Origin of the sequence: Serratia sp. CY47444, assembly GCF_052168635.1 — a bacterium.
In the GTDB taxonomy this organism is placed as follows: domain Bacteria; phylum Pseudomonadota; class Gammaproteobacteria; order Enterobacterales; family Enterobacteriaceae; genus Serratia; species Serratia bockelmannii.
Genome location: NZ_JBJNMH010000008.1, coordinates 101043 through 122868, shown reverse-complemented (window position 1 = coordinate 122868; position 21826 = coordinate 101043). Strand labels below are relative to the sequence as shown.

At 60.7% G+C, this 21826-nt stretch carries 22 protein-coding genes and 1 tRNA gene; 4 read left to right on the top strand and 19 right to left on the bottom strand.

Annotated elements, in window-relative coordinates; genetic code table 11:
- Positions 1 to 62: 62 nt before the first annotated feature.
- The 4 genes from ACJ8IL_RS12985 to prmB form a co-directional block, all read right to left on the bottom strand.
- Positions 63 to 869, bottom strand: coding sequence for a sulfite exporter TauE/SafE family protein (locus ACJ8IL_RS12985; RefSeq protein ID WP_025303718.1), 807 nt, complete (start codon positions 867 to 869; stop codon positions 63 to 65).
- Between the two features lie 3 nt (positions 870 to 872).
- Entirely contained in the window at positions 873 to 1700 is an 828-nt protein-coding gene (gene mepA, locus ACJ8IL_RS12980) for a penicillin-insensitive murein endopeptidase (RefSeq protein WP_043140182.1), read from the bottom strand.
- A gap of 5 nt (positions 1701 to 1705) precedes the next feature.
- A complete protein-coding gene (gene aroC / locus ACJ8IL_RS12975; RefSeq protein ID WP_004936219.1) occupies positions 1706 to 2791 on the bottom strand; it encodes a chorismate synthase in 1086 nt (361 codons plus the stop codon).
- Between the two features lie 65 nt (positions 2792 to 2856).
- Positions 2857 to 3789, bottom strand: a complete 933-nt coding sequence (gene prmB, locus ACJ8IL_RS12970; RefSeq protein ID WP_025160157.1) for a 50S ribosomal protein L3 N(5)-glutamine methyltransferase — start codon at positions 3787 to 3789, stop codon at positions 2857 to 2859.
- Positions 3790 to 3959: 170 nt separating this feature from the next.
- Between prmB and smrB the strand changes: the two genes are divergently transcribed.
- Positions 3960 to 4490: an endonuclease SmrB gene (gene smrB / locus ACJ8IL_RS12965; RefSeq protein ID WP_025303720.1), complete on the top strand. Its 531-nt coding sequence runs from the start codon at positions 3960 to 3962 to the stop codon at positions 4488 to 4490.
- A gap of 69 nt (positions 4491 to 4559) precedes the next feature.
- Here the strand turns inward: smrB and sixA are convergent, their stop codons facing one another.
- The 4 genes from sixA to ACJ8IL_RS12945 form a co-directional block, all read right to left on the bottom strand.
- Positions 4560 to 5042, bottom strand: coding sequence for a phosphohistidine phosphatase SixA (sixA, locus tag ACJ8IL_RS12960; protein WP_004936230.1), 483 nt, complete (start codon positions 5040 to 5042; stop codon positions 4560 to 4562).
- Between the two features lie 388 nt (positions 5043 to 5430).
- Complete coding sequence (gene fadJ, locus ACJ8IL_RS12955; RefSeq protein ID WP_197811643.1) at positions 5431 to 7596, bottom strand: fatty acid oxidation complex subunit alpha FadJ; 2166 nt, start codon at positions 7594 to 7596, stop codon at positions 5431 to 5433.
- Positions 7596 to 8906 carry an acetyl-CoA C-acyltransferase FadI gene (gene fadI, locus ACJ8IL_RS12950; protein ID WP_025303722.1) on the bottom strand — a complete coding sequence of 437 codons (1311 nt, stop codon included), beginning with the start codon at positions 8904 to 8906 and terminating at the stop codon, positions 7596 to 7598. Before fadI ends, fadJ begins: the two co-directional genes overlap by 1 nt.
- Positions 8907 to 9101: 195 nt before the next feature.
- Positions 9102 to 9398 carry a YfcZ/YiiS family protein gene (locus tag ACJ8IL_RS12945; protein ID WP_072145088.1) on the bottom strand — a complete coding sequence of 99 codons (297 nt, stop codon included), beginning with the start codon at positions 9396 to 9398 and terminating at the stop codon, positions 9102 to 9104.
- 405 nt (positions 9399 to 9803) lie between these two features.
- On the opposite strand from ACJ8IL_RS12945, the gene fadL reads away from it, so the two are divergent.
- Complete coding sequence (fadL, locus tag ACJ8IL_RS12940; RefSeq protein ID WP_004936243.1) at positions 9804 to 11126, top strand: long-chain fatty acid transporter FadL; 1323 nt, start codon at positions 9804 to 9806, stop codon at positions 11124 to 11126.
- Between the two features lie 116 nt (positions 11127 to 11242).
- On the opposite strand, the gene mlaA is transcribed toward fadL, so the two are convergent.
- The 10 genes from mlaA to ccmA form a co-directional block, all read right to left on the bottom strand.
- Positions 11243 to 12001 carry a phospholipid-binding lipoprotein MlaA gene (gene mlaA, locus ACJ8IL_RS12935; RefSeq protein ID WP_025303725.1) on the bottom strand — a complete coding sequence of 253 codons (759 nt, stop codon included), beginning with the start codon at positions 11999 to 12001 and terminating at the stop codon, positions 11243 to 11245.
- 28 nt (positions 12002 to 12029) lie between these two features.
- The gene (gene ccmI / locus ACJ8IL_RS12930; RefSeq protein ID WP_435967781.1) at positions 12030 to 13244 is read right to left on the bottom strand and encodes a c-type cytochrome biogenesis protein CcmI; all 1215 of its coding nucleotides are present in this window, start codon (positions 13242 to 13244) and stop codon (positions 12030 to 12032) included.
- Positions 13244 to 13711: a cytochrome c-type biogenesis protein gene (locus ACJ8IL_RS12925; protein WP_404758383.1), complete on the bottom strand. Its 468-nt coding sequence runs from the start codon at positions 13709 to 13711 to the stop codon at positions 13244 to 13246. The genes ccmI and ACJ8IL_RS12925 overlap by 1 nt, the downstream gene beginning before the upstream one ends.
- The gene (locus ACJ8IL_RS12920; RefSeq protein ID WP_015378623.1) at positions 13708 to 14259 is read right to left on the bottom strand and encodes a DsbE family thiol:disulfide interchange protein; all 552 of its coding nucleotides are present in this window, start codon (positions 14257 to 14259) and stop codon (positions 13708 to 13710) included. Before ACJ8IL_RS12920 ends, ACJ8IL_RS12925 begins: the two co-directional genes overlap by 4 nt.
- A complete protein-coding gene (locus ACJ8IL_RS12915) occupies positions 14256 to 16226 on the bottom strand; it encodes a heme lyase CcmF/NrfE family subunit (RefSeq protein ID WP_025303728.1) in 1971 nt (656 codons plus the stop codon). Before ACJ8IL_RS12915 ends, ACJ8IL_RS12920 begins: the two co-directional genes overlap by 4 nt.
- Positions 16223 to 16717 (bottom strand): cytochrome c maturation protein CcmE, encoded by a 495-nt coding sequence (gene ccmE / locus ACJ8IL_RS12910; RefSeq protein ID WP_004936264.1) that lies wholly within the window; start codon positions 16715 to 16717, stop codon positions 16223 to 16225. Before ccmE ends, ACJ8IL_RS12915 begins: the two co-directional genes overlap by 4 nt.
- The gene (gene ccmD / locus ACJ8IL_RS12905; RefSeq protein WP_025303729.1) at positions 16714 to 16950 is read right to left on the bottom strand and encodes a heme exporter protein CcmD; all 237 of its coding nucleotides are present in this window, start codon (positions 16948 to 16950) and stop codon (positions 16714 to 16716) included. Before ccmD ends, ccmE begins: the two co-directional genes overlap by 4 nt.
- Entirely contained in the window at positions 16947 to 17684 is a 738-nt protein-coding gene (locus ACJ8IL_RS12900) for a heme ABC transporter permease (protein ID WP_004936270.1), read from the bottom strand. Before ACJ8IL_RS12900 ends, ccmD begins: the two co-directional genes overlap by 4 nt.
- A gap of 120 nt (positions 17685 to 17804) precedes the next feature.
- The gene (gene ccmB, locus ACJ8IL_RS12895; protein ID WP_025303731.1) at positions 17805 to 18464 is read right to left on the bottom strand and encodes a heme exporter protein CcmB; all 660 of its coding nucleotides are present in this window, start codon (positions 18462 to 18464) and stop codon (positions 17805 to 17807) included.
- Complete coding sequence (ccmA, locus tag ACJ8IL_RS12890; RefSeq protein WP_015378626.1) at positions 18464 to 19096, bottom strand: cytochrome c biogenesis heme-transporting ATPase CcmA; 633 nt, start codon at positions 19094 to 19096, stop codon at positions 18464 to 18466. Before ccmA ends, ccmB begins: the two co-directional genes overlap by 1 nt.
- Positions 19097 to 19325: 229 nt before the next feature.
- On the opposite strand from ccmA, the gene ACJ8IL_RS12885 reads away from it, so the two are divergent.
- Positions 19326 to 20252 (top strand): formate/nitrite transporter family protein, encoded by a 927-nt coding sequence (locus ACJ8IL_RS12885; RefSeq protein WP_173889248.1) that lies wholly within the window; start codon positions 19326 to 19328, stop codon positions 20250 to 20252.
- A 129-nt stretch (positions 20253 to 20381) separates the two neighbouring features.
- Positions 20382 to 20456, top strand: a tRNA-Arg gene (locus ACJ8IL_RS12880).
- 93 nt (positions 20457 to 20549) lie between these two features.
- Here ACJ8IL_RS12880 and ACJ8IL_RS12875 read toward each other — a convergent pair.
- A complete protein-coding gene (locus ACJ8IL_RS12875; protein WP_254599072.1) occupies positions 20550 to 21824 on the bottom strand; it encodes a lactonase family protein in 1275 nt (424 codons plus the stop codon).
- Between the last annotated feature and the right edge of the window lie 2 nt (positions 21825 to 21826).

The following is a 21826-nucleotide window of genomic DNA, read 5'->3' as shown; positions in this document are numbered from 1 at the left end:
AAAATAAAGAGGCCATTATACCCGATAAGACAGGGCGCGTAAGCAACGCCCCCTCTTCATCTTTAACCGTGCACCAAGGCGGTCAACCACTGCTGAATTTCCGCGCCGTGATTGTCGTACAGCAGCTTGAGGCTCATCACCAGCGAGACGATCACGATCATCGGCCGAATCAATTTCTGGCCGCGGGTCAGCACCATGTGCGCGCCCAAACGCGCCCCCAGCACCTGCCCCACCAACATCACCAGACCAATGCTCCACACCACCTTGCCGCCGATGATGAACAGCGCCAGCCCGCCGACGTTGGAGGTAAAGTTCAGCACCTTGGCGTGCGCCGTGGACTTGGCGAGGTTGAAACCGCACAGCGTCACGTAGGCCAGCGCGTAGAATGACCCGGCGCCGGGGCCGAAGAAACCGTCGTAAAACCCGACGCAACCGCCGGCCACCAGCCCGAACGGCAAGGCCCCGAGACGGCGTTGACGATCTTCCTCACCCAGTCGCGGCATCAACAAGAAATAGAGACCGATGCCGATCACCAGCAGCGGCAACATCTGCCGCAGCAAATCGGCGCGCATATGCTGCACCAAAATGGCGCCGGCGATCGAGCCGATCAGCGTCAGAAAAATCGTCAGCTTCTGGTCGTTGAGATTCACCGCTCGCCGACGAATGAAGTACAGACTGGCGGAGAAGGAGCCGCCGACCGACTGCAACTTATTGGTCGCCAGCGCCTGCGCCGGAGGAACCCCCACCGCCAGCAGGGCCGGCACCGTCAGCAACCCGCCGCCGCCGGCGATGGAGTCGATAAACCCCGCCAGCAGCGCTACCGCAAACAACACCCCGAGCATCTCGGGGCCAATGACGAACCAGTCCATGTGTTATTCCGCTGAGAAATGGTGATCCAGCAATGCCTGACAGGTCGGCGGTAACGGCGGCGGCACGGGTTTGCCCGGCTTCGCGTTCGGCTGATGCGGCACGAACCAGCTCGCCAGTTCGGCGCCGCAGCCGTCGCCCGGCGGCGGCGTATCCTGCTCCTGGCACTCCAGGCTGCCGGCCGGACAACGCAGACGCACGTGCATGTGCGCACGGTGGCCGAACCACGGCCGCACCTTGTGCAGCCAGGCGCGATCGGCGCCGGCGTCCAGGCACAGACGCTGCTTGATCGCCGGGTTGACGAAGATGCGCGTCACGTCCGCGTCCTGCGCCGCCAGTTTGATCAGCGACTCAATTTGCGGCTGCCATTGGCTCGCCACCACCTGCTTGCCATCCCCTGACACCAGGTCGATCGGCTGCGGTTTGAGCAATTGCTGCGCGCTCCAGCGTTGGCGCGGCAACTGCAGCCAGATGTCAACGTCGAGCCCCGACTGGTGGCTGGCGTGGCCGCTGCTGAAGCGCCCACCGGCCGGCATCGCCATGTCGCCGATCAGCACCGTGCCCAGCGCTTTCTGGTTCGCTTGGCTGCTGAGGCGCTGTATGAACGCCAGCAGATCCGGATGGCCGAAATAGCGGCGCTGGTCGGTACGCATCACCTGGTAGTCCGGTGAATTCAGCGGCAACGGCTGCGCGCCGATGACGCAGCCGTTGGCGAAACCGCCCACCGCCTGCGGCGCGCCGGCCACCGGATGGTCGATTTTCTGCCACGGCGTCAGCGCCATGGCGGAAGCGGAGGCCGTCAGGGCCACCAGGCCCAACATCCAGTTTTTCATGGCGATTACCAGCGAGGTACGTCGGAAACCACATCACCGTTTTGCGCACGCTGGCGCAGCAGGTGATCCATCAACACGATTGCCATCATCGCTTCGGCGATCGGCACGGCGCGGATGCCCACGCACGGATCGTGGCGACCGCGGGTCACCATTTCCACCGCTTCGCCCTGGCGATTGATGGTGCGGCCCGGTACCATGATGCTGGAGGTCGGCTTCAGCGCCAGATGCGCGATCACCGGTTGGCCGCTGCTGATGCCGCCGAGAATGCCGCCGGCATGGTTGCTCTGGAAGCCTTCCGGGGTGATTTCATCGCGGTTTTCGCTGCCGCGTTTGGTCACGACAGCAAATCCGTCACCGATCTCCACGCCTTTCACCGCGTTGATGCTCATCAGCGCGTGCGCCAGATCGGCGTCGAGGCGATCAAACACCGGCTCGCCCAGGCCAACCGGCACGTTCTCCGCAATCACGCTGACCTTGGCGCCGATGGAGTCGCCCTCTTTTTTCAGCGCGCGCATCAGTTCGTCCAGCGCTTCCAGCTTGTCCGGATCCGGGCAGAAGAACGGGTTCTGTTCGACCTGATCCCAGTCTTTCAGCTCGCAGGTCACGTCGCCGATCTGCGCCAGATAGCCGCGCACCTGCACGCCGAACTTCTGCTGCAGGTATTTCTTGGCGATGGCGCCCGCCGCAACGCGCATGGCGGTTTCGCGCGCCGAAGAGCGGCCACCGCCGCGATAGTCGCGCAGACCGTATTTCTGTTCGTAGGTGTAGTCGGCATGCCCCGGACGGAACACGTCTTTGATGGCGCTGTAGTCTTGCGAGCGCTGATCGGTGTTTTCAATGATCAGACCGATGCTGGTACCGGTGGTCACGCCTTCGAATACGCCGGAGAGAATGCGCACCTGATCCGGTTCGCGACGCTGGGTGGTGTAACGCGAGGTGCCCGGACGACGACGATCCAGATCGTGTTGCAAATCGGCTTCGGTGAGCGGAATGCCGGGCGGTACGCCATCGACGATACAACCCAGCGCCACCCCGTGAGATTCACCGAAGGTGGTGACGCGGAAAATCTGCCCAATACTGTTTCCTGCCATCACGGCTCCTTACCGTTAGTCTTTTATCGTTATGAGGCCCGCCATGCGGGCCCTGGAAATGCGGTTTAGCTGCGATAGAGGCTGAAGTGATCCTTGCAATCCACCAGCTGCTGTTTGGTCAGCATGAACACGCCGTCGCCGCCGTTTTCGAATTCCAGCCAGGTGAACGGGATGTCCGGATATTGTTCCATCAGATGTACCATGCTGTTGCCCACTTCACAAATCAGCACGCCGTCGTCGGTCAGGTAGTCCGGCGCGCAGGCCAGGATGCGGCGCACCAGCTTCAGGCCGTCGCTGCCCGCCGCCAGGCCCAGTTCCGGCTCAAAGCGGAACTCCTGCGGCAGATCGGACATGTCTTCCGCATCGACGTACGGCGGGTTGGTGACGATCAGATCGTACTGGATCGCGGGAACGTCGCGGAACAGATCGGAACGGATCGGGATCACCTGATGTTCGACGCCGTGCGCCTGAATATTGCGCTCGGTCACCGCCAGCACTTCGCTGGAGATGTCCACCGCGTCCACTTCCGCTTCCGGGAAAGCGTAGCCACAGGCGATGGCGATGCAGCCGCTGCCGGTGCACATGTCGAGAATATGGCGTGGCGGGTGCGGGATCAGCGCGCTGAAACGATCGTTGATCAGCTCACCGATCGGCGAGCGCGGCACCAACACGCGTTCGTCGACGTAGAATTCCATGCCGCAGAACCAGGCCTTGTTGGTCAGGTAAGCGACCGGGATGCGTTCGTTGACGCGGCGGATCACGCGCTCAACGATGCGATGGCGCTCGCTGGAGGTCAGACGGGCGGTGTGCATGTCCTCCGGAATGTCCAACGGCAGGAACAGGCTTGGCAGCACCAATTGCACCGCTTCGTCCCACGGATTGTCGGTTCCGTGACCATAATAGATATTGGCGGCGTTGAAGCGGCTTACCGTCCAGCGCAGCATATCTTGAATGGTGTGCAGTTCGTTCACTGCTTCGTCGACGAAAATTTTGTCCAATTTGCCCTCCGGCAGGCGCTGTGTTTCATGATTTAGCCGCATAGTTTGCCATGAAGCCCGCGACAAATCACGCGCGCCCCTCGCGCTTTTCACTCTGGCCCGAGTTTTGCGTCGACAGCGCTCATTCACAAGGTAAACTAGCGAAATAAACGATTTCCGGTGAATGAAGCATGAAGAACAAGCCCCCTCTGAGCAAAGACGAACAACAGCTCTTCAGAGAGTCGGTGGCGGGCGCAAAAAAGCTGCGCCAGGACACCATCGTCCACCGCCCGCCGAAGCTCAAGGTCAAACAGGTTGCGCCGCAGCGGCTGCTGCAGGAGCAGGTCGATGCCAGCTATTATTTTTCAGATGAATATCAGCCGCAGCTGGAAGAGGAAGGCCCGACGCGCTACGTGCGCCCCGGCAGCAGCCCGTATGAGCTGAAGAAGCTGCGACGCGGCGATTATTCGCCGGAGCTGTTTCTCGATTTGCACGGCCTGACCCAGCTGCAGGCCAAGCAGGAGCTGGGGGCGTTGATCGCCGCCTGCAAACGCGAGCACGTGCACTGCGCCTGCGTGATGCACGGGCACGGCAAACACATTCTCAAACAGCAAACGCCGCTGTGGCTTGCGCAGCATCCCGACGTGCTGGCGTTCCATCAGGCGCCGAAGGAATGGGGCGGCAACGCCGCCGTCCTGCTGTTGGTGGAGCTGGCAGAATAGCCCCCCGCAGAAACGACTCAGGGCGATGTCAGACATCGCCCTGAGTTTATTCCGCACCGCATCCGCGGCTCACACTTTGGCCATCACCTGCGACGGGCTGACCTGCCATTCAAATTTGCCGTAGCTGCCGTCCGCCGGCAGATCGACGTTAGCGATCGCCGAGGTCGCGAACATCGGCGGGCACTCGCCCGGGCACAGTTCAGCCACCAGGTAGCCCACCAGCGGCAGGTGCGACACGATCAGCACCGAGCTCACCCCTTGCATCGCCAGCGCCTGCAGATAGCTGCCGACCTGTTCGGCGTTGCCGCCCGGCGTCAGCTCGGGCAGCACTTCTTCGCCCTCCGGCAGCGTCAAGGCTTCACGCACCGTCGCCAGCGTCTGTTCGGCCCGCAGATAGGGGCTGACCAGCACGCGTTCAATATCCACAGACTTGGTGTTCAACCAGGCCGCCATCTGACGGGACTCGTCGCGGCCGCACAGGGTAAGGGGCCTTACCGCATCGCTGGCTGCCTCGAGCGCCGCCTCTCCGTGACGCATAATCAAAACTTGCATATTGCACCGCTGTTGTTGACAAAGTAACGCTATACAGAAACGCCGTGCGTGCTGTACCGCCGAGTTTTACAACCCAAAGCCAAAGCTTTAAAACGATAACGCGCCGTCTCTTTATGGCGGCCGGGCATTTTGCCTGAAAGTTTGCCTAAAGAAAATGCTGTTTTTTACAGCAACCTTCCCCTGGCAAACCTCGATTGCTCACAGAACAATCAATTCAACGGGTTAAATTTTAACCTTACCGCCATGAAATTTATTGATGACGGTCAAGCTAACTTACCGCTGCCTACGCCTTGCTGTACAGCCTCACCGGCTGACGCTGTTACAAGGAGTGATGGCGATCACAACGCGGCCCTGTTGCAACTATAGTGCAAATCGGGCCGCCCTGCGTTCAGCTCCCCAGCGGGTAAAAACGCTCGCCCTGCTGCGCCATGCGCTGCAAGCGTTCGCACGGCGCGAAGTGCTCGCCGTGCTGCTGGCGCAGGTATTCCAACGTTTTCACCACTTTTTCGGCGCCGAGCTCGTCCATATAGCGGAACGGGCCGCCGAGGAACGGCGGGAAGCCGATGCCGAACACCGCGCCGATGTCGCCGTCGCGCGCGCTGCGGATCACGCCTTCATCCAGGCAGCGCGCCGCTTCGTTCAGCATCATCATCACGCAGCGCTGGGCGACGGTCGCCGGCAGCATGTGCGCCTTCGGCGTGACGCCGAGCAACGTATACAATGAGGTATCCGCACGTTTACGCCGCTGCCGCTGCTGCCCTTCGCTCGGGTAAAGATAGAAGCCGCGGCCGTTCTTGCGCCCTTTACGCCCGTCCTTCAGCACCGCATCGAACGCAGCCGGCGCGGCGAAGCGCGGCCCCAGCGCCTCGACCAGCACCGGAATGATCTTGGTGCCGACGTCGATGCCCACTTCGTCCAACAGGGTGATCGGGCCGACCGGGAAACCGAAGTCCACCAGCGCCTTGTCCAGCGACTCCATCGGCTCGCCTTCCAGCAGGCAACGGGCCGCTTCGTTGATGTACGGCGCCAGGATGCGGTTGACATAAAAACCCGCGCTGTCGCCCACCACGATAGCGGTCTTGCCCTGCTTGTGCGCCAGCGCCACGGTGGTCGCGATAGTCTCTTCGCTGGTGCCGGCGTGCGGGATCACTTCCACCAGCGGCATTTTGTCCACCGGGCTAAAGTAGTGCAGACCGATCACCTGCTGCGGCCGCTGGGCTTTTTCGGCGATGTGGCCGATAGGCAACGAGGAAGTATTGGAGGCAAACACGGTATGCGGCGCACAGTTCGCTTCGACCTCGGCCACCATCTTCTGCTTCAGCGCCAGATCCTCAAACACCGCCTCGACCACGATATCCACCTGCTCAAAGCCGGTGTAATCGGTAGAGCCGGAGATCAGCATCATCTGTTTTTGCCGTTCCGCCGGGCGCATGCGCTTGCTGCGTACCCGTTTGCCAAGCACGTCCCAGCTGTATTTCAGCGCGTGATTGATGCCGGTTTCATTAATGTCTTTGATACGAACCGGCAAACCGCCGCGCGTGGCGGTGACGCAGGCGATGCCGCCGCCCATCAGGCCGCCGCCGAGAATGCCGACGCGATGCAGGACATGCGGCTTGGCATTGCCGCCCCGCTCTTTTTTCAGCGCAGTGGAGGCGAAGAACAGACTGCGCAGCGCCGCCGACTGCGGCGTCATCGCCAGTTCGCCAAAGGCGCGCGCTTCGGCTTCATAGCCGCTGGCGCTGCCGTGATCCAGCCCGGTGCGCACTACCTGAATGATGCGTTCCGCCGCCGGGTAGTTGCCGTGGGTTTTCGCCAACGTTTTTTTGCGCACAATGCTGAACAGCAGATTTCTGCCCAGCGGGCCATTGAGCAGGCGATCCTGCCACGGCAGCTCGCGCTGATGCTTCCAGCCCTGTTTCACCCGCTCGATGGCGGTCTGCAACAGGATCGACTGCGGCACGGCGTCGTCCACCAGCCCCATGCGCAGCGCCTGGCGGGCGCGAATGTGCTTGCCGGTCAGGATCATGTCCAGCGCCTTGGCGGCGCCAACCAAGCGCGGCAGGCGCTGAGTGCCGCCGGAGCCCGGCAGCAGGCCCAGCTGCACTTCCGGCAGACCGAGCGCGGTTTTGTCATCCAACGAACAGACGCGGCCGTGGCAGGCCAGCGCCAATTCCAGGCCGCCGCCCAGGCAGGCGCCATGAATGGCGGCCACCACCGGCACCGGGAAGGCGGCGATCTGCGCTAGCGTGCTCTGCCCTTTCTTGGCCAGCGTTTCCGCCTCTTTGACGCTGGTGCAGGCGGCAATCATGGTGATGTCGGCGCCGGCGATAAACGAGTCCGGCTTGCCGGAAACGATCACCAATCCTTCCAGCGCGGTATGCTGCTGCGCCCGGATCAGCACGTCGTTCACCTGTTCGACGAACTCGGCCTTGAGCGTATTGACCTTATCGCCCGGCACGTCGATGGTGATCACGCCGATGTTGTCGGGGCGAATCGTCAGCTGAAAGGCCGACGGTTTGGCCCGCTGTTCGTGCAATGCGTTTTCGGCACTCATCATTCCACCTCCACGATCATCGCGGCCCCTAACCCGCCGGCGGCGCAGGCGGTGGTCAGGCCCAGCCCGCCGCCGCGGCGTTTCAGCTCGCGCAACGTCTGGGTGATCATGCGCGCGCCGGTGGCGGCGAATGGGTGGCCATAGGCGATGGAACCACCCAAGACGTTGAATTTGTCCATGTCCACCTCACCGATCGCCTGGCTGCGGCCAAGCTTCTCGCGGGCGAACGCTTCGCTGGCAAACATCTTCAGGTTGGCCAGCGTTTGCGCAGCGAAGGCTTCATGCATGTCGATGAGCGTCAGATCGGCCAGACCGATGCCGGCGCGATCCAGCGCCAGCGGCGTAGCGTAGGAAGGCCCCAGCAGCATGTCTTCCCACACGTCGATGGCGGCGAAGGCGAAACTGCGTAGATAGCCGAGCGGCTGCAGCCCCAGCTCTTTGGCGCGCGATTCGCTCATCATCAGTACCGCCGCCGCGCCGTCGGTCAACGGCGTGCTGTTGGCCGCAGTGACGCTGCCGTGTTTGCGATCGAACGCCGGTTTCAGCTTGGCGTAGGAAGCCAGGCTGGAGTCTTTGCGGATATTGTTGTCTTCAGAAAGCTGCGCGCGGTAAGGCGGCACGTAGGCCGTCATCACCTCATCGCGCAGCCACCCCTCACGCCAGGCCCTGGCCGCCAGTTCATGGGAACGGTGCGCCAGCGCATCCTGCGCTTCGCGGGTGATGCCGTGGCTTTTCGCCATTTGCTCAGCGGTATCGCCCATGCGCAGACCGGTGGAATACTCCGCCACCGCCGGCGGCACCGGCATCAGATCGCGGAATTTCAGCCGGCTGAACAGTTTGAGACGCTGCGACAGCGTGCGCGCCTTGTTGACGTCCACCAGCGTGCGCGCCAACGCCTTGCTGACGCCGATCGGCAAGACGGAAGAAGAGTCCGCCCCGCCGGCGATACCGACGCTGATGCTGCCGGCCATGATGCTCTCCGCCACGTTGGCGATCGCCTGGAAGCTGGTGGCGCAGGCACGCGACACGCTGTAAGCGTCGGTATGAACGCTCATACCGGTACCGAGCACGATTTCACGCGCGATGTTCGGCGCCTCGGGCATTTGCACCACCTGGCCGAACACCAACTGTTCGATCAGCTGCGGATCGATGCCGCTACGCGCCAACAGCTCGCTCACCGCCGTTTTCCCTAAATCCACCGCCGGAATGCCGTGATAGGCAGTTGCCTGTTTGGCAAAGGGGGTACGCAGTCCATTCACAATCGCAATGCGGTCACCATGACGGGTCACCAACGGCAGTGCCTTACTCATAAATGCTCCTGAAGAAAATAACGTCAGCGCAATGGGCAGAAAGAGGTCTGACCTGATGAGGTCATTGTTAACCAAACGGTTACATTTGGCAAACCGGCAGAGATCAAAACTGCGAGCAGGCGCACTTTCTATCGGGGCGGCACGGGGAAGGAAATCCCCGGCGCGCAGCAGGCGGCGCCGGGGGTAAAGCGGGGATTAACGCAGGCCGAGCTGGAAGATCAGGGTTTCCGCCTGGCAGGCGAAGGTGAAATCGGCCTCCAACTGCACGCCACCGTCAACCGGTTTAATGCTACTGCTGATGTCACAAGGATCGGATTCGACCGCGCGCGCCTTTTCGCTCAGGGCGGCCAGCATCGCTTCCGCATCTTGTTGATTACTGAACACCTGGCTGTAGGACGCGGTGCAATCGGTGTTATCCATCACGGTGCCGACATCCACGCAGCAACACGCGGCGGTTTCCTGGGCGCTGCATTTATTAATTGCATCTGACATGATTGGTTCTCCTCAAGGGCCTCTGTTATCAGCCCAAATTGCCGTTTCACTCACCGGCACAAAGCCACAAAATTCTGCGGGTATTTTACGCTTCCACGCCGGCAATCACTAGCACTTACTTTTACTGGGTGTTTTAAGTGATGGAAATCACAAATAAAAATGAGCGTCTGCTAAGGAATGGTAAGAATTTTGTTATTTACCGCTGGCTTTTTGTTAAGCAGATCTCTTTTTTGATATCAGGTTGGAAATATTTCAAAAACAAACTTGCAACATTTTCACAGGTCAGACCTATACTTCAGCCACTGGTCTGATTTGTCTGAACGATAACGGACCCTACAATCCCGCGCTCCTTGTTACTTCGTGTAACAATAGTTTAAATAATAAACACATAATGAGGTTTTGGTCATGAGCCAGAAAAACCTATTGACTAAATCAGCTCTCGCAGCTGCAGTGGCAATTATTTCTTCAAACGTGTCTGCCGCAGGATTCCAGCTGAATGAGTTCTCATCAGCTGGTTTAGGACGTTCGTATTCTGGCGAAGGCGCCATGGCGGATACGGCGGCCTCCGCAAGCCGCAACCCGGCATTGCTGATGATGTATACCCGCCCGGAACTTTCTTTCGGCGCAGTCTTCATCGATCCGGACGTCGATATCAGTGGCCGATCTCCTTCCGGCGCCAGCCTGGATGCGAAAAACATCGCACCGACAGCCTGGGTGCCGAACCTGCATTATGTTCACCCAATTAACGATCAATTCGCCGTAGGCGGCTCGGTCACCAGCAACTTCGGTTTGGCGACCGAATATAACGACGGTTACGCGGCGGGTTCCATGGGCGGCAAAACCGATCTGGAAACCCTGAACCTGAACCTGAGCGGCGCTTATCGCCTGAACAAAAACTTCAGCTTCGGTCTGGGTTTTGACGCCGTCTACGCCAAGGCTAAACTCGAGCGTTACGCCGGCGATCTGCCAAAATTGATCGCCGGTTCAGGCAAATTGCCGCCACAGTTGGCCGGCCCGGTTTCGCAGATCCCGGCAGATACCCAAATTTCTCATCTGAAAGGCGACGAATGGGGCTTCGGCTGGAACGCCGGTATTCTCTACGAAGTGGATGAAAACAACCGTTACGGCTTCACCTATCGCTCAGAAGTGAAAATCGACTTCGACGGCGATTACAAGAGCAGCCTGCCTTCAGCCTTCAACCCGTTGCTGGCCTCTCAAGGTCTTCCGTGGGGCACCAACGGCACCACCATTCCGGGTTCTCTGAGCCTGCACCTGCCGGAAATGTGGGAACTGTCCGGCTATAACAAAGTGGCGCCGCAGTGGGCCATCCACTACAGCCTGGCCTACACCAGTTGGAGCCAGTTCCAGGAGCTGAAAGCCACCGGCAACAACGGCCAGACCCTGTTCCAGAAGCATGAAGGCTTCAAAGACGCTTACCGCATCGCGCTGGGTACCACCTACTTCTACGACGATAACTGGACCTTCCGTACCGGTATCGCCTTCGATGACAGCCCGGTGCCTGCCCAAAACCGTTCGATCTCCATTCCCGATCAGGACCGTTTCTGGCTGAGTGCCGGTACTACCTATGCGTTCAACAAAGACGCCTCGGTCGACGTCGGCGTGTCCTACATGCACGGCCAGAAAGTCACCATCAACGAAGGTCCTTATACCTTCACCTCCGAAGGCAAGGCCTGGCTGTACGGCGCCAACTTCAACTACCGCTTCTAATCTCACTTGAGATGGATGCCAAAGCGCCCCCTGGGGCGCTTTTTCTTTGCCTGTCGCTCGCGCGGGCATAAAAAAACCCGCCTGACGGCGGGTTTTCATTGGCATAATGCCCGGGATTACTGCGAGTCGATCTCGTCCAGTTCGCCCTGAATCGCCTTGGCGTTCGGGTTCTCTTCCGGCTTGAGCGAACCGCCGTTGGCGATGAAATCGTGGCGCTGGAAGTAAGCTTCGCGCACCATGATGTAAGGATCGGAGGAATTGCGCAGCAGACCGTCGGAATCCAGCAGTTGAGCGCGGGTTTCGATACCCTCGACCACCCATTTGCCCGCCGACATCCAGAAGGTCAGGTAGCTCAGCATCGGATACAGCGTATCCGCAAAGTCACCACCTTCGTCACGCAGGGTAAAGCTGCCATAGCCCGGCAACATCACGTACGGGCCGTAACCCACATCGTAATGCCCCAACGTGCTGCCGAAGCGATTCGGCTCTTCGCGCGCCAGTTTCGGGTTGGCCATGCCGGCCACATCGATCAGGCCGCCCATCCCGAGCAGGGTGTTCAGGAAGAAACGGTTGAAGTGGATCATCCCGCGGTAAGGATCGCCCTTCAGGAAGGCGTTGACCATGCTGGCAGGCTCTTCCAGGTTGGAGGTGAAGTTGCTGATGCCGTTACGCGCCGGCATCGGCACGTAGTCACGCCAGGCCACCGCGACCGGACGCAAGATATAAGGATCCAGGACGTTGTAGTTGAAGTCGAACATCGTCCGGTTAAATCCTTCCAGAGGATCAGAACGCCCTTGCGGCTCATTGTCTGGCGCGCTGGCACAGCCCACCAGTAATGCCGCTGCGAATGCCACCCCAGTCAGGCGAAAGTTCATATTTTTCTCCATAAAAACACGTTCGGTCTTATTTTTCAGGGACCTGCTTGTTTATCTGAACGCTAACCTGCTCTTTACCGCTGAATGTCTGCAGCGAGCTTTCGCCGAACCAGTCCCCCGGTTGCGGCGTGGCCAATCCGTCCTGTGAGAGGCGCACACGCACCTGCACCTGATGCTGCGCCGAGAGCAGACGCTCGGGCATCATGGCGTTGCTGTCATCCAGTGAGAAAGACAGCGGAAAACGGCTCAACGGCAATTGTTTTACTGCGACCGGCACCGGGCTGACGCCGTCGGTGACCGAAATGACCAGCGTCCCCTGCGGCGGCATGGCTTTCGCCGCCTGCGGTGACAGCGCAACGGTCACATTCAGTTTAACAGTTTCTCCGCCGGCCTGGGCTTTTGCTTGTGCAATACTGCGCTTTATCACTTCCGCGCGCGGATCGTTGGCCGGCAGCAGCTGCAGCATCACTTGCCAGGCGCCGATCGCCTGCTTGAAATCGCCCTGTTCGAAGGCATTGAACGCCAGCAGGCTGAGCACCCGCGGATCGCTGTGGTTTTCCGCGATCATGCGCCGCAACAGCTGCGTCGCCTGCTTGTTATCCTCCGGATCGTTGGATCGCGTCAAGACCTCGGCATAGCCGAGCCGCACTTCCAGACTATTCGGATCCAATTGATAAGCATGAGCAAAGGCGTGCGTAGCGGTAGTGGCATTGTTCAACGCCATGCCGACGCGCCCCAGCATCATCCAGTCGTTGATATTGCGATCGTCCTGCTGCAGCGCGGTGCGCAGCCCCAGTCCGAGACGGGCAATCTCTTCCATGCTCAGCGGTTTGGCGCGCTCGTTGGCGACGCGCTCGCGCAATTCCGGCATTTGCGCCTGCACCAGACGCCAGTCCAGCACCTGCGCCAACCCGCCGGTTTTCAGATAAAAGCCAACGGTCACCGCCAGCAATAACAGCACGCCCGGCACCAGCGCCCAGCGGTTGATCGGCTTCGCCTGCGCTATCTGCTCGGCCGGGATGTCGTTCAACAGGTTCTGTTGCAGCTCTTTGACCAGTTCCGGACGCTCGGCCACCACGCCCTGCTGCTCATCCTGCTCCAGCTCGCTGAGGCGATCCTGATAAAACGCCTTGTTCAACGCATCGCGCGTGGCGGCGCTCTGCTTGCCGTGGCGCATCGCCGGCACCACCAGCAACGCGGCGGCGCCGGCCAACAACACACAAATAATCAGCCAAAAAGCCATTAGGGTTTCTTCCTGTCAGTCTCTTGCAACAGCGCCGCCAGGCGCTGCCGTTCCCGTTCGGAGAATGCATCATCCGCCGCTGCATCGGGCCGCCGACGGGTGCGCAGGATCACCACCGCCCCGCCGATCAATACGAACAGCAGCGGGCCGATCCACAAGATCAGCGTCGCCGGCGTTACCGGCGGCTCGTAGGTGACGAAGTTGCCATAACGCGCCACCATGTAATCGATAATCTGCTGCTTGTTTTGCCCCTGCATCATCAGTTCGTACACCTTGGTGCGCATGTCCGCGGCGATGATGGCGTTGGAATCGGCAATGCTGTTGTTTTGACATTTCGGGCAGCGCAGCTGTTCGGTCAACTCGCGATACTGCTGCTCTTGCTCGACGGAGTTGAAGCGATAGGTATCGATCGCCGCGGCGGCGCTCCAGCTCAGCAGTGCGGCACACAGCAGAACAATCGGCCTCATGCCTCACCCCCGTACTTTTTATACAGCGGCAGCACTTCCTGCTGCCAGACGCGCTCGTTCATGTCGCCGGCGTGGCGATAGCGAATGATCCCCTGGCCGTCGATAAGGAAGGTCTCAGGCGCGCCGTACACCCCGAGATCCAACCCCAGCATGCCGTCGCCGTCGTACAGGCTGAGCGCATAGGGATTGCCGAGGGAATTCAGCCAGGTCACCGCCTTGGCACGATCGTCTTTATAGTTCAGGCCGACCACCCGCACGCCGCGCGCCGCCAGCGTATTGAGATACTGGTGCTCCGCGCGGCAGGTCGGGCACCAGGTGGCCCAGACGTTGAGCAATATCGGCTTGCCGTCGCGCAGCACCGCCTGATCGTAGGTTTTGCCGGGCTGATCCAGCGATTCCAGCCTGAAGGTCGGCACCGGTTTGCCGATCAGCGCCGACTCCAGCATGGTCGGATCTTCGCCGCCGGCGTTGCGCGTCAGTTGCACCATCAGGGCCGCCACCAGCAGCAGGAAGAGCACCAACGGGATAAACAGCAGCTTACGCTTCATGATTGCGCCTCCAGCTTGCCTTCGCGCTTGAGCTTTTTGCTCATGCGATAACGCGGGTCGAGAATGCACAGCAGGCCGCCGATCGCCATAAAGACGCCGCCGAACCAGATCCAGCGCACGAAGGGTTTGTAATACAGGCGCACCGCCCAGGAGCCGTCTTCCAGCTCCTCGCCCAGCGCCGCGTACAGATCGCGGCTGAACCCGCCGTCGATCGCCGCCTCGGTCATCATGCTGCGCGCCACGCTGTAGTAGCGTTTCTCCGCATGCAGCGTCGCCTCCGGCTTGCCGTTGCGCGTCACGTCGATGATACCGACGCCGCCGCTGTAGTTCGGGCCGCGGATGTCGTGCACGTCGCGGAACACGAAATGATAATTGTGGATATCCACGCTGTCGCCGGCCTTCATCCGCACGTCACGCTCCACGCTGTAGTTCTGGCTGAAGGCGATGCCGATCACCGTCACCGCCACGCCGAGGTGGCCGAGCACCATGCCCCAGTGGCTGCGGGACAGCTGTCGCAGGCCGCGCCAGAAACCGTGACGATGGGTGGCGCGCTCATGCAGCTCCATCAGCGTCAGGATGATCACCCACAGTGCCATGATCAGGCCCACCACCGTCATGCCGGCGATGCTGTCCTGCAGCAGCCACGGCAGCAGAATCGACAGCACCAGCGTCGCCAGCAGCGCTACGCCGAGGCGCCGCCACAGCTTGCGCGGCTCATCGCGGCGCCAGCGCACCAGCGGCCCAATGCCCAACAGCAGCGCCAGCGGCGCCATCAGCCAGGTGAACATGGTATTGAAGAACGGCTCGCCGATCGAAATGCTGCCCAGCCCCAGCTGTTTGTGCACCAGCGGCAGCAGCGTGCCCAACAGCACCACCAGCATGGCGGCGATCAGCAGCACGTTGTTGCCCAGCAGGAAGGTCTCGCGCGAGAAGGTCTCGTGCTGTACACGGCTACGCACCTGGCCGCCCTTGACCGCGTACAGCAGCAGCGAACCGCCGATGACGATCACCAGATAGGCGAGAATAAACATGCCGCGCGCCGGATCGGAGGCGAAGGAGTGCACCGAGACCAGCACGCCGGAGCGCACCAGGAAGGTGCCGAGCAGGCACAGCGAGAAGGCGGTGATCGCCAGCAGCACCGTCCAGGCTTTGAACGTGCCGCGTTTCTCGGTCACCGCCAGCGAATGCATCAGCGCGGTGCCGGCCAGCCACGGCATAAAGGAGGCGTTCTCCACCGGATCCCAGAACCACCAACCGCCCCAGCCCAACTCATAGTAGGCCCAGGCCGATCCGAGCACGATGCCCAGCGTGAGGAACACCCAGGCGGCGGTAGTCCACGGGCGTGACCAGCGCGCCCAGGCGGTGTCGAGCCGGCCGGCCATCAACGAGGCGATGGCGAACGCGAAGGCGACTGAGAAGCCGACATAGCCCATGTACAGCAGCGGCGGGTGGAAGATCAGGCCGATATCCTGCAGCAGCGGGTTGAGATCGCTGCCGTCGATCGGGAAGTTCGGCAGCGTGCGGGTGAACGGGTTGGAGGTCATGATGATGAACAGCAGGAAACCGGCGGTGATCATGCCCATCACCGACAGCACCCGCGCCACCGCGTCCTGCGGCATCGCCCGGCTGCACAACGCCACCGCCAGCGACCAGCAACTCAGCAGCAGCACCCACAGCAGCAGCGAACCTTCGTGCGCCCCCCAGGTGGCGGCGATGCGGTAATACACCGGCAGTTGGGTATTGGAGTTGGTGGCCACGTAGGCGACGGTAAAGTCGTTGACCACGAAGGCATGCACCAGGCACAGGAACGCCAGCGCAATCGCCGCGAACATGCCATAGGTCAGCGGCCGGGCCACCGCCATCATGCGGCTGTCCTGCCGCGCCGCGCCCCACTGCGGGTAGATGCTCAGCAACAGCGCGATCGCCAGCGCCAGGCACAGCAGAAAACTGCCCAGTTCCGGCATCATGACTTGGCACCCTCCGCCTGCGGCGCGTTATACGCTTCCGCCGGCCCTTTGTGATTCTCTTTCATCGCGTCGGCCACTTCTGGCGGCGTGTATTTCTCGTCGTGCTTGGCCAGCACTTCGCGCGCATTGACCACGTTGCCCTCGCCCAGCACGCCCTGCGCCACCACGCCCTGCCCTTCGCGGAACAGGTCCGGCAGAATGCCAGTGTAGGTCACGCCGATCGCGCCGCGCGCGTCGTAAATCTTGAAGCTGACCTGCAGCGTATTGGGATCGCGTTTCACCGAGCCGGGCATCACCATGCCGCCGATACGCAGCCGCTGGCCGACCTCGGGCTTCTCATGATTTTCGCCCTTGCCCTGCAGGATTTCACCCGGGGTATAGAACAGATCGATGTTGGAGCGCAGCGCGTACAGCATCAGGGTTGCGGTCAGCGCAATGCCGATCAGCACAACGATCGCCAGATAAAGGCGGCTTTTACGACGTGGATTCACAATGATTTCTCCCGCGGTGCGGCGGATTTTTGTTTTGATTGTTGCGCATGGCGAATGCGCCGCTCGCGCGCCTGACGGCGGCCGATCTCGGCGAGCAACTGCCGCCGCTGCCAGACGGTATGTGCCACCAGCCCCAACAGCGAAATCAGCGTGACGGCGACCGCCAGCCAGACATAGAAGGCATAACCGCCCATGGCGAAAAACGCCGGCCAGGAATCGAATGCGGCATTCATGACTGACGCTCCTTATTCACCAGCCCGGCAACCCACGGGCGCTGGCGCTCCTGGAACAGAATCAAATTGCGCAGACGCATCAGCGTCAACGTAACGAACAACAGCAGGTAGCCGAGGATCGCCCAACGCAGCGGGGTGCGCATACTTGGCGCGATGGATTGCTGCATGTTGGTCGAGCCCTGATGCAGCGTATTCCACCATTCGACGGAGAAATGGATGATCGGAATGTTCACCACGCCCACCAGCACCAGAATGCCGGCGGCCCGGCCCGCCAGGCGGCGGTCTTCGAAAGCGTTATACAGCGCGATGACGCCCATATAAAGGAACAGCAGCACCAGCTCGGAGGTCAGCCGCGCGTCCCACACCCACCAGGTGCCCCACATCGGCTTGCCCCAGGCGGAGCCGGTCACCAGCGCGATAAAGGTGAACACCGCGCCGATCGGCGCCATCGCCGCCACCACGGTATCGGACATTTTCATCTGCCACACCAGGCCGATAAACGCCGCCACCGCCATCGAGGCATAGATGCCCATCGACCACATGGCCGCCGGCACGTGAATATAAATGATGCGGAAGCTGTCGCCCTGCTGATAATCCTTCGGCGCGAAACCAAAGCCCCATGCCCAGCCAAGCAGCAGGCAGGCCGCCGCCGCCAGCCCCAGCCAGGGGATAAAGCGGCCGCAGACGTGATACAGCCGTTCAGGCCGCGCCAGTTGATGTAACCATTTCCACATTGTCGTCAGTGCTCACGGTAATTTTTATGCGTCGGCCGCCCCGAGCGATCGAAACGGCGAAAATCTTCTGCAGGGTACGCTCTTGTCGGCCTTGCCCCGTCTGTTCATTCAATACGTTAGCTAGTGCACGCTCACTCGCAGCGCCGCTGCGGTGGCAAACGGTGCCAATGTCACGCTGCCCGCCAGCATCGCACCGAGTATCGCCAGGTAACCGTCAATCGGCATGCCCATCGAGGCGGCGTCGATCGCGCCGGTGGCGAAGATCAGCACCGGGATATACAGCGGCAGCACCAGCAGGCTGAGCAGCACGCCCCCTTTGCGCAAGCCGACGGTCAACCCCACGCCGATAGCGCCGATCAGGCTCAGCGTCGGCGTGCCGAGCAGCAGCGTACCCGCCACCGCCAGCCAGGTTTGCATATCGAGCGACAACAGCAGCGCCACCAGCGGCGACAGGATCAGCAGCGGCAATCCCGTCACGACCCAGTGAGCACACACTTTGCCCAGCACCGTCATCGGCAGCGGCGTCGGCAGCAGCAACAGCTGCTCCAGCGAACCGTCGAGAAAGTCGTCGCGAAACAGCCGCTCCAGCGACAGCAGCGAGGCCAGCAGCGCCGCCACCCACACGATGCCCGGCGCAATCCGCGCCAGCAGCTGCGGTTCAGGGCCAATCCCCAGCGGGAACAGCGTGATCACAATCAGGAAAAACCACAGCGGGTTGACGATCTCCGACCCTTTACGGCAGGCGATCTTCAATTCGCGACGCACCAGAGTCAAAAACATCACAAACTCCCCGCGTCGTGTTCCGCCAAACGAATTTTGCCCACCGTTTGGCTGACGCCGGCCAAATCCTGATGCGTGGTCAACAATACCATGCCGCCACGCTGCGCATGTTGTTCAAAAAGGCTAATCAACTCGGCTACGCCCTGTTTATCGATCGCCGTCAAGGGTTCATCGAGGATCCACAGCGGCGCCGCGCTGAGCCACAATCGCGCCAGCGCCACCCGCCGCTGCTGCCCGGCCGAAAGCTGCGCCACCGGCAGATCCTCGTACCCCACCAACCCGACCTGCTCCAGCGCGCGCCAGATGGCCTGATGCTCGGCCGCGCCGCGCACCGCCTGATAAAACTGCAGATTTTCGAAGGGTGTCAATACGGCTTTGATGCCCGGTTGATGGCCGATAAACAGCAAATCTTGCTGATACGCCGCGCGATCGCGCAGCGTGTTGCGCCCGCGCCAGCACACCTCACCGCCGTCCGGCCGCGCCAGACCGGCGAGGATGCGCAGCAAACTGGTCTTGCCCGCGCCGTTCGGCCCTTCTACCTGAATGATATCGCCCGGCTGAACCGAAAAGCTTAGCTCGCTAAACAGGATGCGCTCATCGCGCACGCAACTCAGACTTTTGGCTTCCAGCATCAGGGAACTCATATTTTTCTTTGGGATAGCGAATCATAGCATAAGCCTTTCCCCACACGCAGCCTGCGGCGGGCGCGCCGAGGGGCCAATATGGCGAGCAGGATCAAGAATGCGTGGAAAAAATCGGCGGATTTTAACTCTTGTTACCTTTTTCTGTATTTCGCCGCATTTTGGCCGGGCAACTACGCTTAATGACGTGACCTCACCCTTATTGAGCAGGAGCGACAGCATGAACGACCAGCAACGCCAGCAGCACGAGCCGGATGAGACAATGCAGGTAGAGAGCGAAGAGCAGGAACAGGGCAAACGCGAAATCGAAGTCAGGGAAGAGAATCTGCCGTCACGCGCGGCGGCGGTGCATGAACAGATCCGAATGGAAGGCGAAAAAGAGCTGGAGCGCGACGGGCTGGCGCTGCTGTGGTCGGCGATTGCCGCCGGGATGTCGATGGGCGCCTCGCTGGCGGCGAAAGGCATTTTCCACGCCCGCTTGCCGGACGATCCCAGCCGCTTTTTCATTGAGAACCTCGGCTACACCTTCGGTTTTATCATTGTCATCATGGCGCGCCAGCAGCTGTTTACCGAAAACACCGTCACGGCGGTGCTGCCCATTATGCATAAACCCACGCCGCGCAACCTGCTTATCCTGCTGCGCCTGTGGGGCGTGGTGCTGCTCGGCAATCTGATCGGCACCGCGCTGGCGGCGCTGGCGTTTACCCATATGCCGCTGTTCGACGCCGAAACGCGCCGCGCCTTCATCAGCCTGGGCGAAGAGGTGATGCGCCATACGCCGGGAGAAATGTTCGCCAACGGCATCCTGGCCGGCTGGATCATCGCCACCATGGTATGGATGTTCCCGGCCGCCGGCGCGGCGAAAATTTGGGTGATCGTGTTGATGACCTACCTGGTGGCGATTTGCGATTTGACGCATATCGTGGTCGGCTCGGTGGAGATCCTGTATCTGGTGTTCAACGGCGCGATTGGCTGGCAAGCATTCGTTTATCCGTTCGCCCTGCCGACGCTGGCGGGTAACATCATCGGCGGCACCTTTATCTTTGCGCTGATCAGCCACGCGCAAATCCGCAACGATTTGAGCGCCAAAAATAAGGCAGCGCGGCTGCAAGAGGAAAAACGGCGCCACGACGGAGAAAAACCGTGATCGCGGTCGGTTAGCCGAGGAAATTTCGGCGCGAACTGGCGAGGTATTGAGCAAACGCGCCGCTAAGCGCTTATTCTGCGGGTAAAAAAAGGTATAATGCCCCGGCAGCTTCGGTTGCCGGTCCGCAGCGTCCCCGTAGTTAAACGGATATAACAAGCCCCTCCTAAGGGCTAGTTACTGGTTCGATTCCAGTCGGGGACACCATTCTTTCTCATCAAGCCATTCCCCATCATCTGCACCCGCAATTCCCCTTTTCCCCTGTTCAGACCCGGTTTCTCCCGCGCCTTATGATGGGCATTAATTGAAAAACTTGATATCCGTCGGCGTTGAAATCGCCGCCGCTTCACCTCTGGCCTGCAACTCACCCTTCTCATCATCGAAATCGAACAGCGTAACGCTATTGGTGAACACATTCGTGACATAGAGGCGGTTGCCGTCGGCATCAAAAGCGAGCGCCCGCGGTTCAATGCCGCCGGCCTCATAGCGCGTCGGCACGCCTGGCAGACCGTCCCTGCCTATTTTAAATACCAGCAGGTGGTTATCGGTACCGCGATGGGTGGCAATAAGATATCTGCCGCTCGGGCTCAGGATAATAGCCCCGCCGCTTCTCTCCTCCGCCGAATCGAGGCCGCCGTTCAGTTTCACTTTCCCTCTCAGAGTCAATCGATTGTCGTTAACGGCAAACGCCTCGATCTCGCCCGCCATTTCAGTGATGACATACGCATATTCGCCTTCTGGCGAGAACACCATGTGCCGTGGACCGGCGCCGGGCGCAAAGCCGACATCGCGCGAAGCATCCGCCTGCAGCGGCTGCGCGTTATCCGGGCGATAGCGGTAGGCGTGCAACTTATCGCCGCCGAGATCCGCCGCGTACAGGTATTGGCCATCGCGGCTGAAGGTGGTGGAGTGCGCATGCCCGCCTTCCTGGCGCCCCTGCACGATGCCGGAGCCGGGTATAAACGGGTAATGCTGCACTCGTTCACCCAGTGTGCCGTCGCTGCGAATCGGCAATACCGTCACCCCCGCGCCGCCTTTGGCGACGGAGTAGTTGGCGACAAACAGAAACTTACCGTCCGGGCTGAGTGTGGCATGCGTCGGCTGCTGGCCCGCACTGCTCACCGTATTCAGCACCCGCACGCTGCCTGCGTCGTCTATTGCCAAGGCGGTCACCGTTCCCGCATCCTCTTCATTGGTGACATAGGCGAAACGACCATCGCGAGATTTTGCGATCCATGACGGGCTTTTCATCTTGATGACATTGAGCAGCGTTAACGTGCCGTCGACATTTACCCTCAGACGATAGAGCCCTTCACTGGGGAACGCCGGTTTCTGCACCGCGGGCGCATCCGGAATATGGGTCCAGGTACCGACTAACGCTATTTGTTGATGCTCCCGATTATTGGCCATCGCATTTCCTGAAAACATGAAGAGAGTTAATGCCAGCATTAATTGAATGACCTGCCAGCCTAAACCGGCAACGTTCACCCTGCCAGACACAGACAACGTTAAAGGTAGCATACCGAAAGCGTAATGGTGTTTATTCATTGAACCGGGGGATTTCTCTACACTCATGA

What these genes read in the sequence shown, in the direction of transcription:
- ACJ8IL_RS12900 (WP_004936270.1), bottom strand. Translation starts at nt 17,684, where the DNA reads ATGTGGAAATGGTTACATCAACTGGCGCGGCCTGAACGGCTGTATCAC.
- ccmA (WP_015378626.1), bottom strand. Translation starts at nt 19,096, where the DNA reads ATGCTGGAAGCCAAAAGTCTGAGTTGCGTGCGCGATGAGCGCATCCTG.
- ccmD (WP_025303729.1), bottom strand. Translation starts at nt 16,950, where the DNA reads ATGAATGCCGCATTCGATTCCTGGCCGGCGTTTTTCGCCATGGGCGGT.
- ACJ8IL_RS12885 (WP_173889248.1), top strand. Translation starts at nt 19,326, where the DNA reads ATGAACGACCAGCAACGCCAGCAGCACGAGCCGGATGAGACAATGCAG.
- ACJ8IL_RS12945 (WP_072145088.1), bottom strand. Translation starts at nt 9,398, where the DNA reads ATGTCAGATGCAATTAATAAATGCAGCGCCCAGGAAACCGCCGCGTGT.
- ccmB (WP_025303731.1), bottom strand. Translation starts at nt 18,464, where the DNA reads ATGTTTTTGACTCTGGTGCGTCGCGAATTGAAGATCGCCTGCCGTAAA.
- ACJ8IL_RS12985 (WP_025303718.1), bottom strand. Translation starts at nt 869, where the DNA reads ATGGACTGGTTCGTCATTGGCCCCGAGATGCTCGGGGTGTTGTTTGCG.
- fadI (WP_025303722.1), bottom strand. Translation starts at nt 8,906, where the DNA reads ATGAGTAAGGCACTGCCGTTGGTGACCCGTCATGGTGACCGCATTGCG.
- ACJ8IL_RS12925 (WP_404758383.1), bottom strand. Translation starts at nt 13,711, where the DNA reads ATGAGGCCGATTGTTCTGCTGTGTGCCGCACTGCTGAGCTGGAGCGCC.
- aroC (WP_004936219.1), bottom strand. Translation starts at nt 2,791, where the DNA reads ATGGCAGGAAACAGTATTGGGCAGATTTTCCGCGTCACCACCTTCGGT.
- ACJ8IL_RS12875 (WP_254599072.1), bottom strand. Translation starts at nt 21,824, where the DNA reads ATGAGTGTAGAGAAATCCCCCGGTTCAATGAATAAACACCATTACGCT.
- smrB (WP_025303720.1), top strand. Translation starts at nt 3,960, where the DNA reads ATGAAGAACAAGCCCCCTCTGAGCAAAGACGAACAACAGCTCTTCAGA.
- sixA (WP_004936230.1), bottom strand. Translation starts at nt 5,042, where the DNA reads ATGCAAGTTTTGATTATGCGTCACGGAGAGGCGGCGCTCGAGGCAGCC.
- ACJ8IL_RS12915 (WP_025303728.1), bottom strand. Translation starts at nt 16,226, where the DNA reads ATGATGCCGGAACTGGGCAGTTTTCTGCTGTGCCTGGCGCTGGCGATC.
- mepA (WP_043140182.1), bottom strand. Translation starts at nt 1,700, where the DNA reads ATGAAAAACTGGATGTTGGGCCTGGTGGCCCTGACGGCCTCCGCTTCC.
- ccmI (WP_435967781.1), bottom strand. Translation starts at nt 13,244, where the DNA reads ATGGCTTTTTGGCTGATTATTTGTGTGTTGTTGGCCGGCGCCGCCGCG.
- ACJ8IL_RS12920 (WP_015378623.1), bottom strand. Translation starts at nt 14,259, where the DNA reads ATGAAGCGTAAGCTGCTGTTTATCCCGTTGGTGCTCTTCCTGCTGCTG.
- mlaA (WP_025303725.1), bottom strand. Translation starts at nt 12,001, where the DNA reads ATGAACTTTCGCCTGACTGGGGTGGCATTCGCAGCGGCATTACTGGTG.
- fadJ (WP_197811643.1), bottom strand. Translation starts at nt 7,596, where the DNA reads ATGAGTGCCGAAAACGCATTGCACGAACAGCGGGCCAAACCGTCGGCC.
- fadL (WP_004936243.1), top strand. Translation starts at nt 9,804, where the DNA reads ATGAGCCAGAAAAACCTATTGACTAAATCAGCTCTCGCAGCTGCAGTG.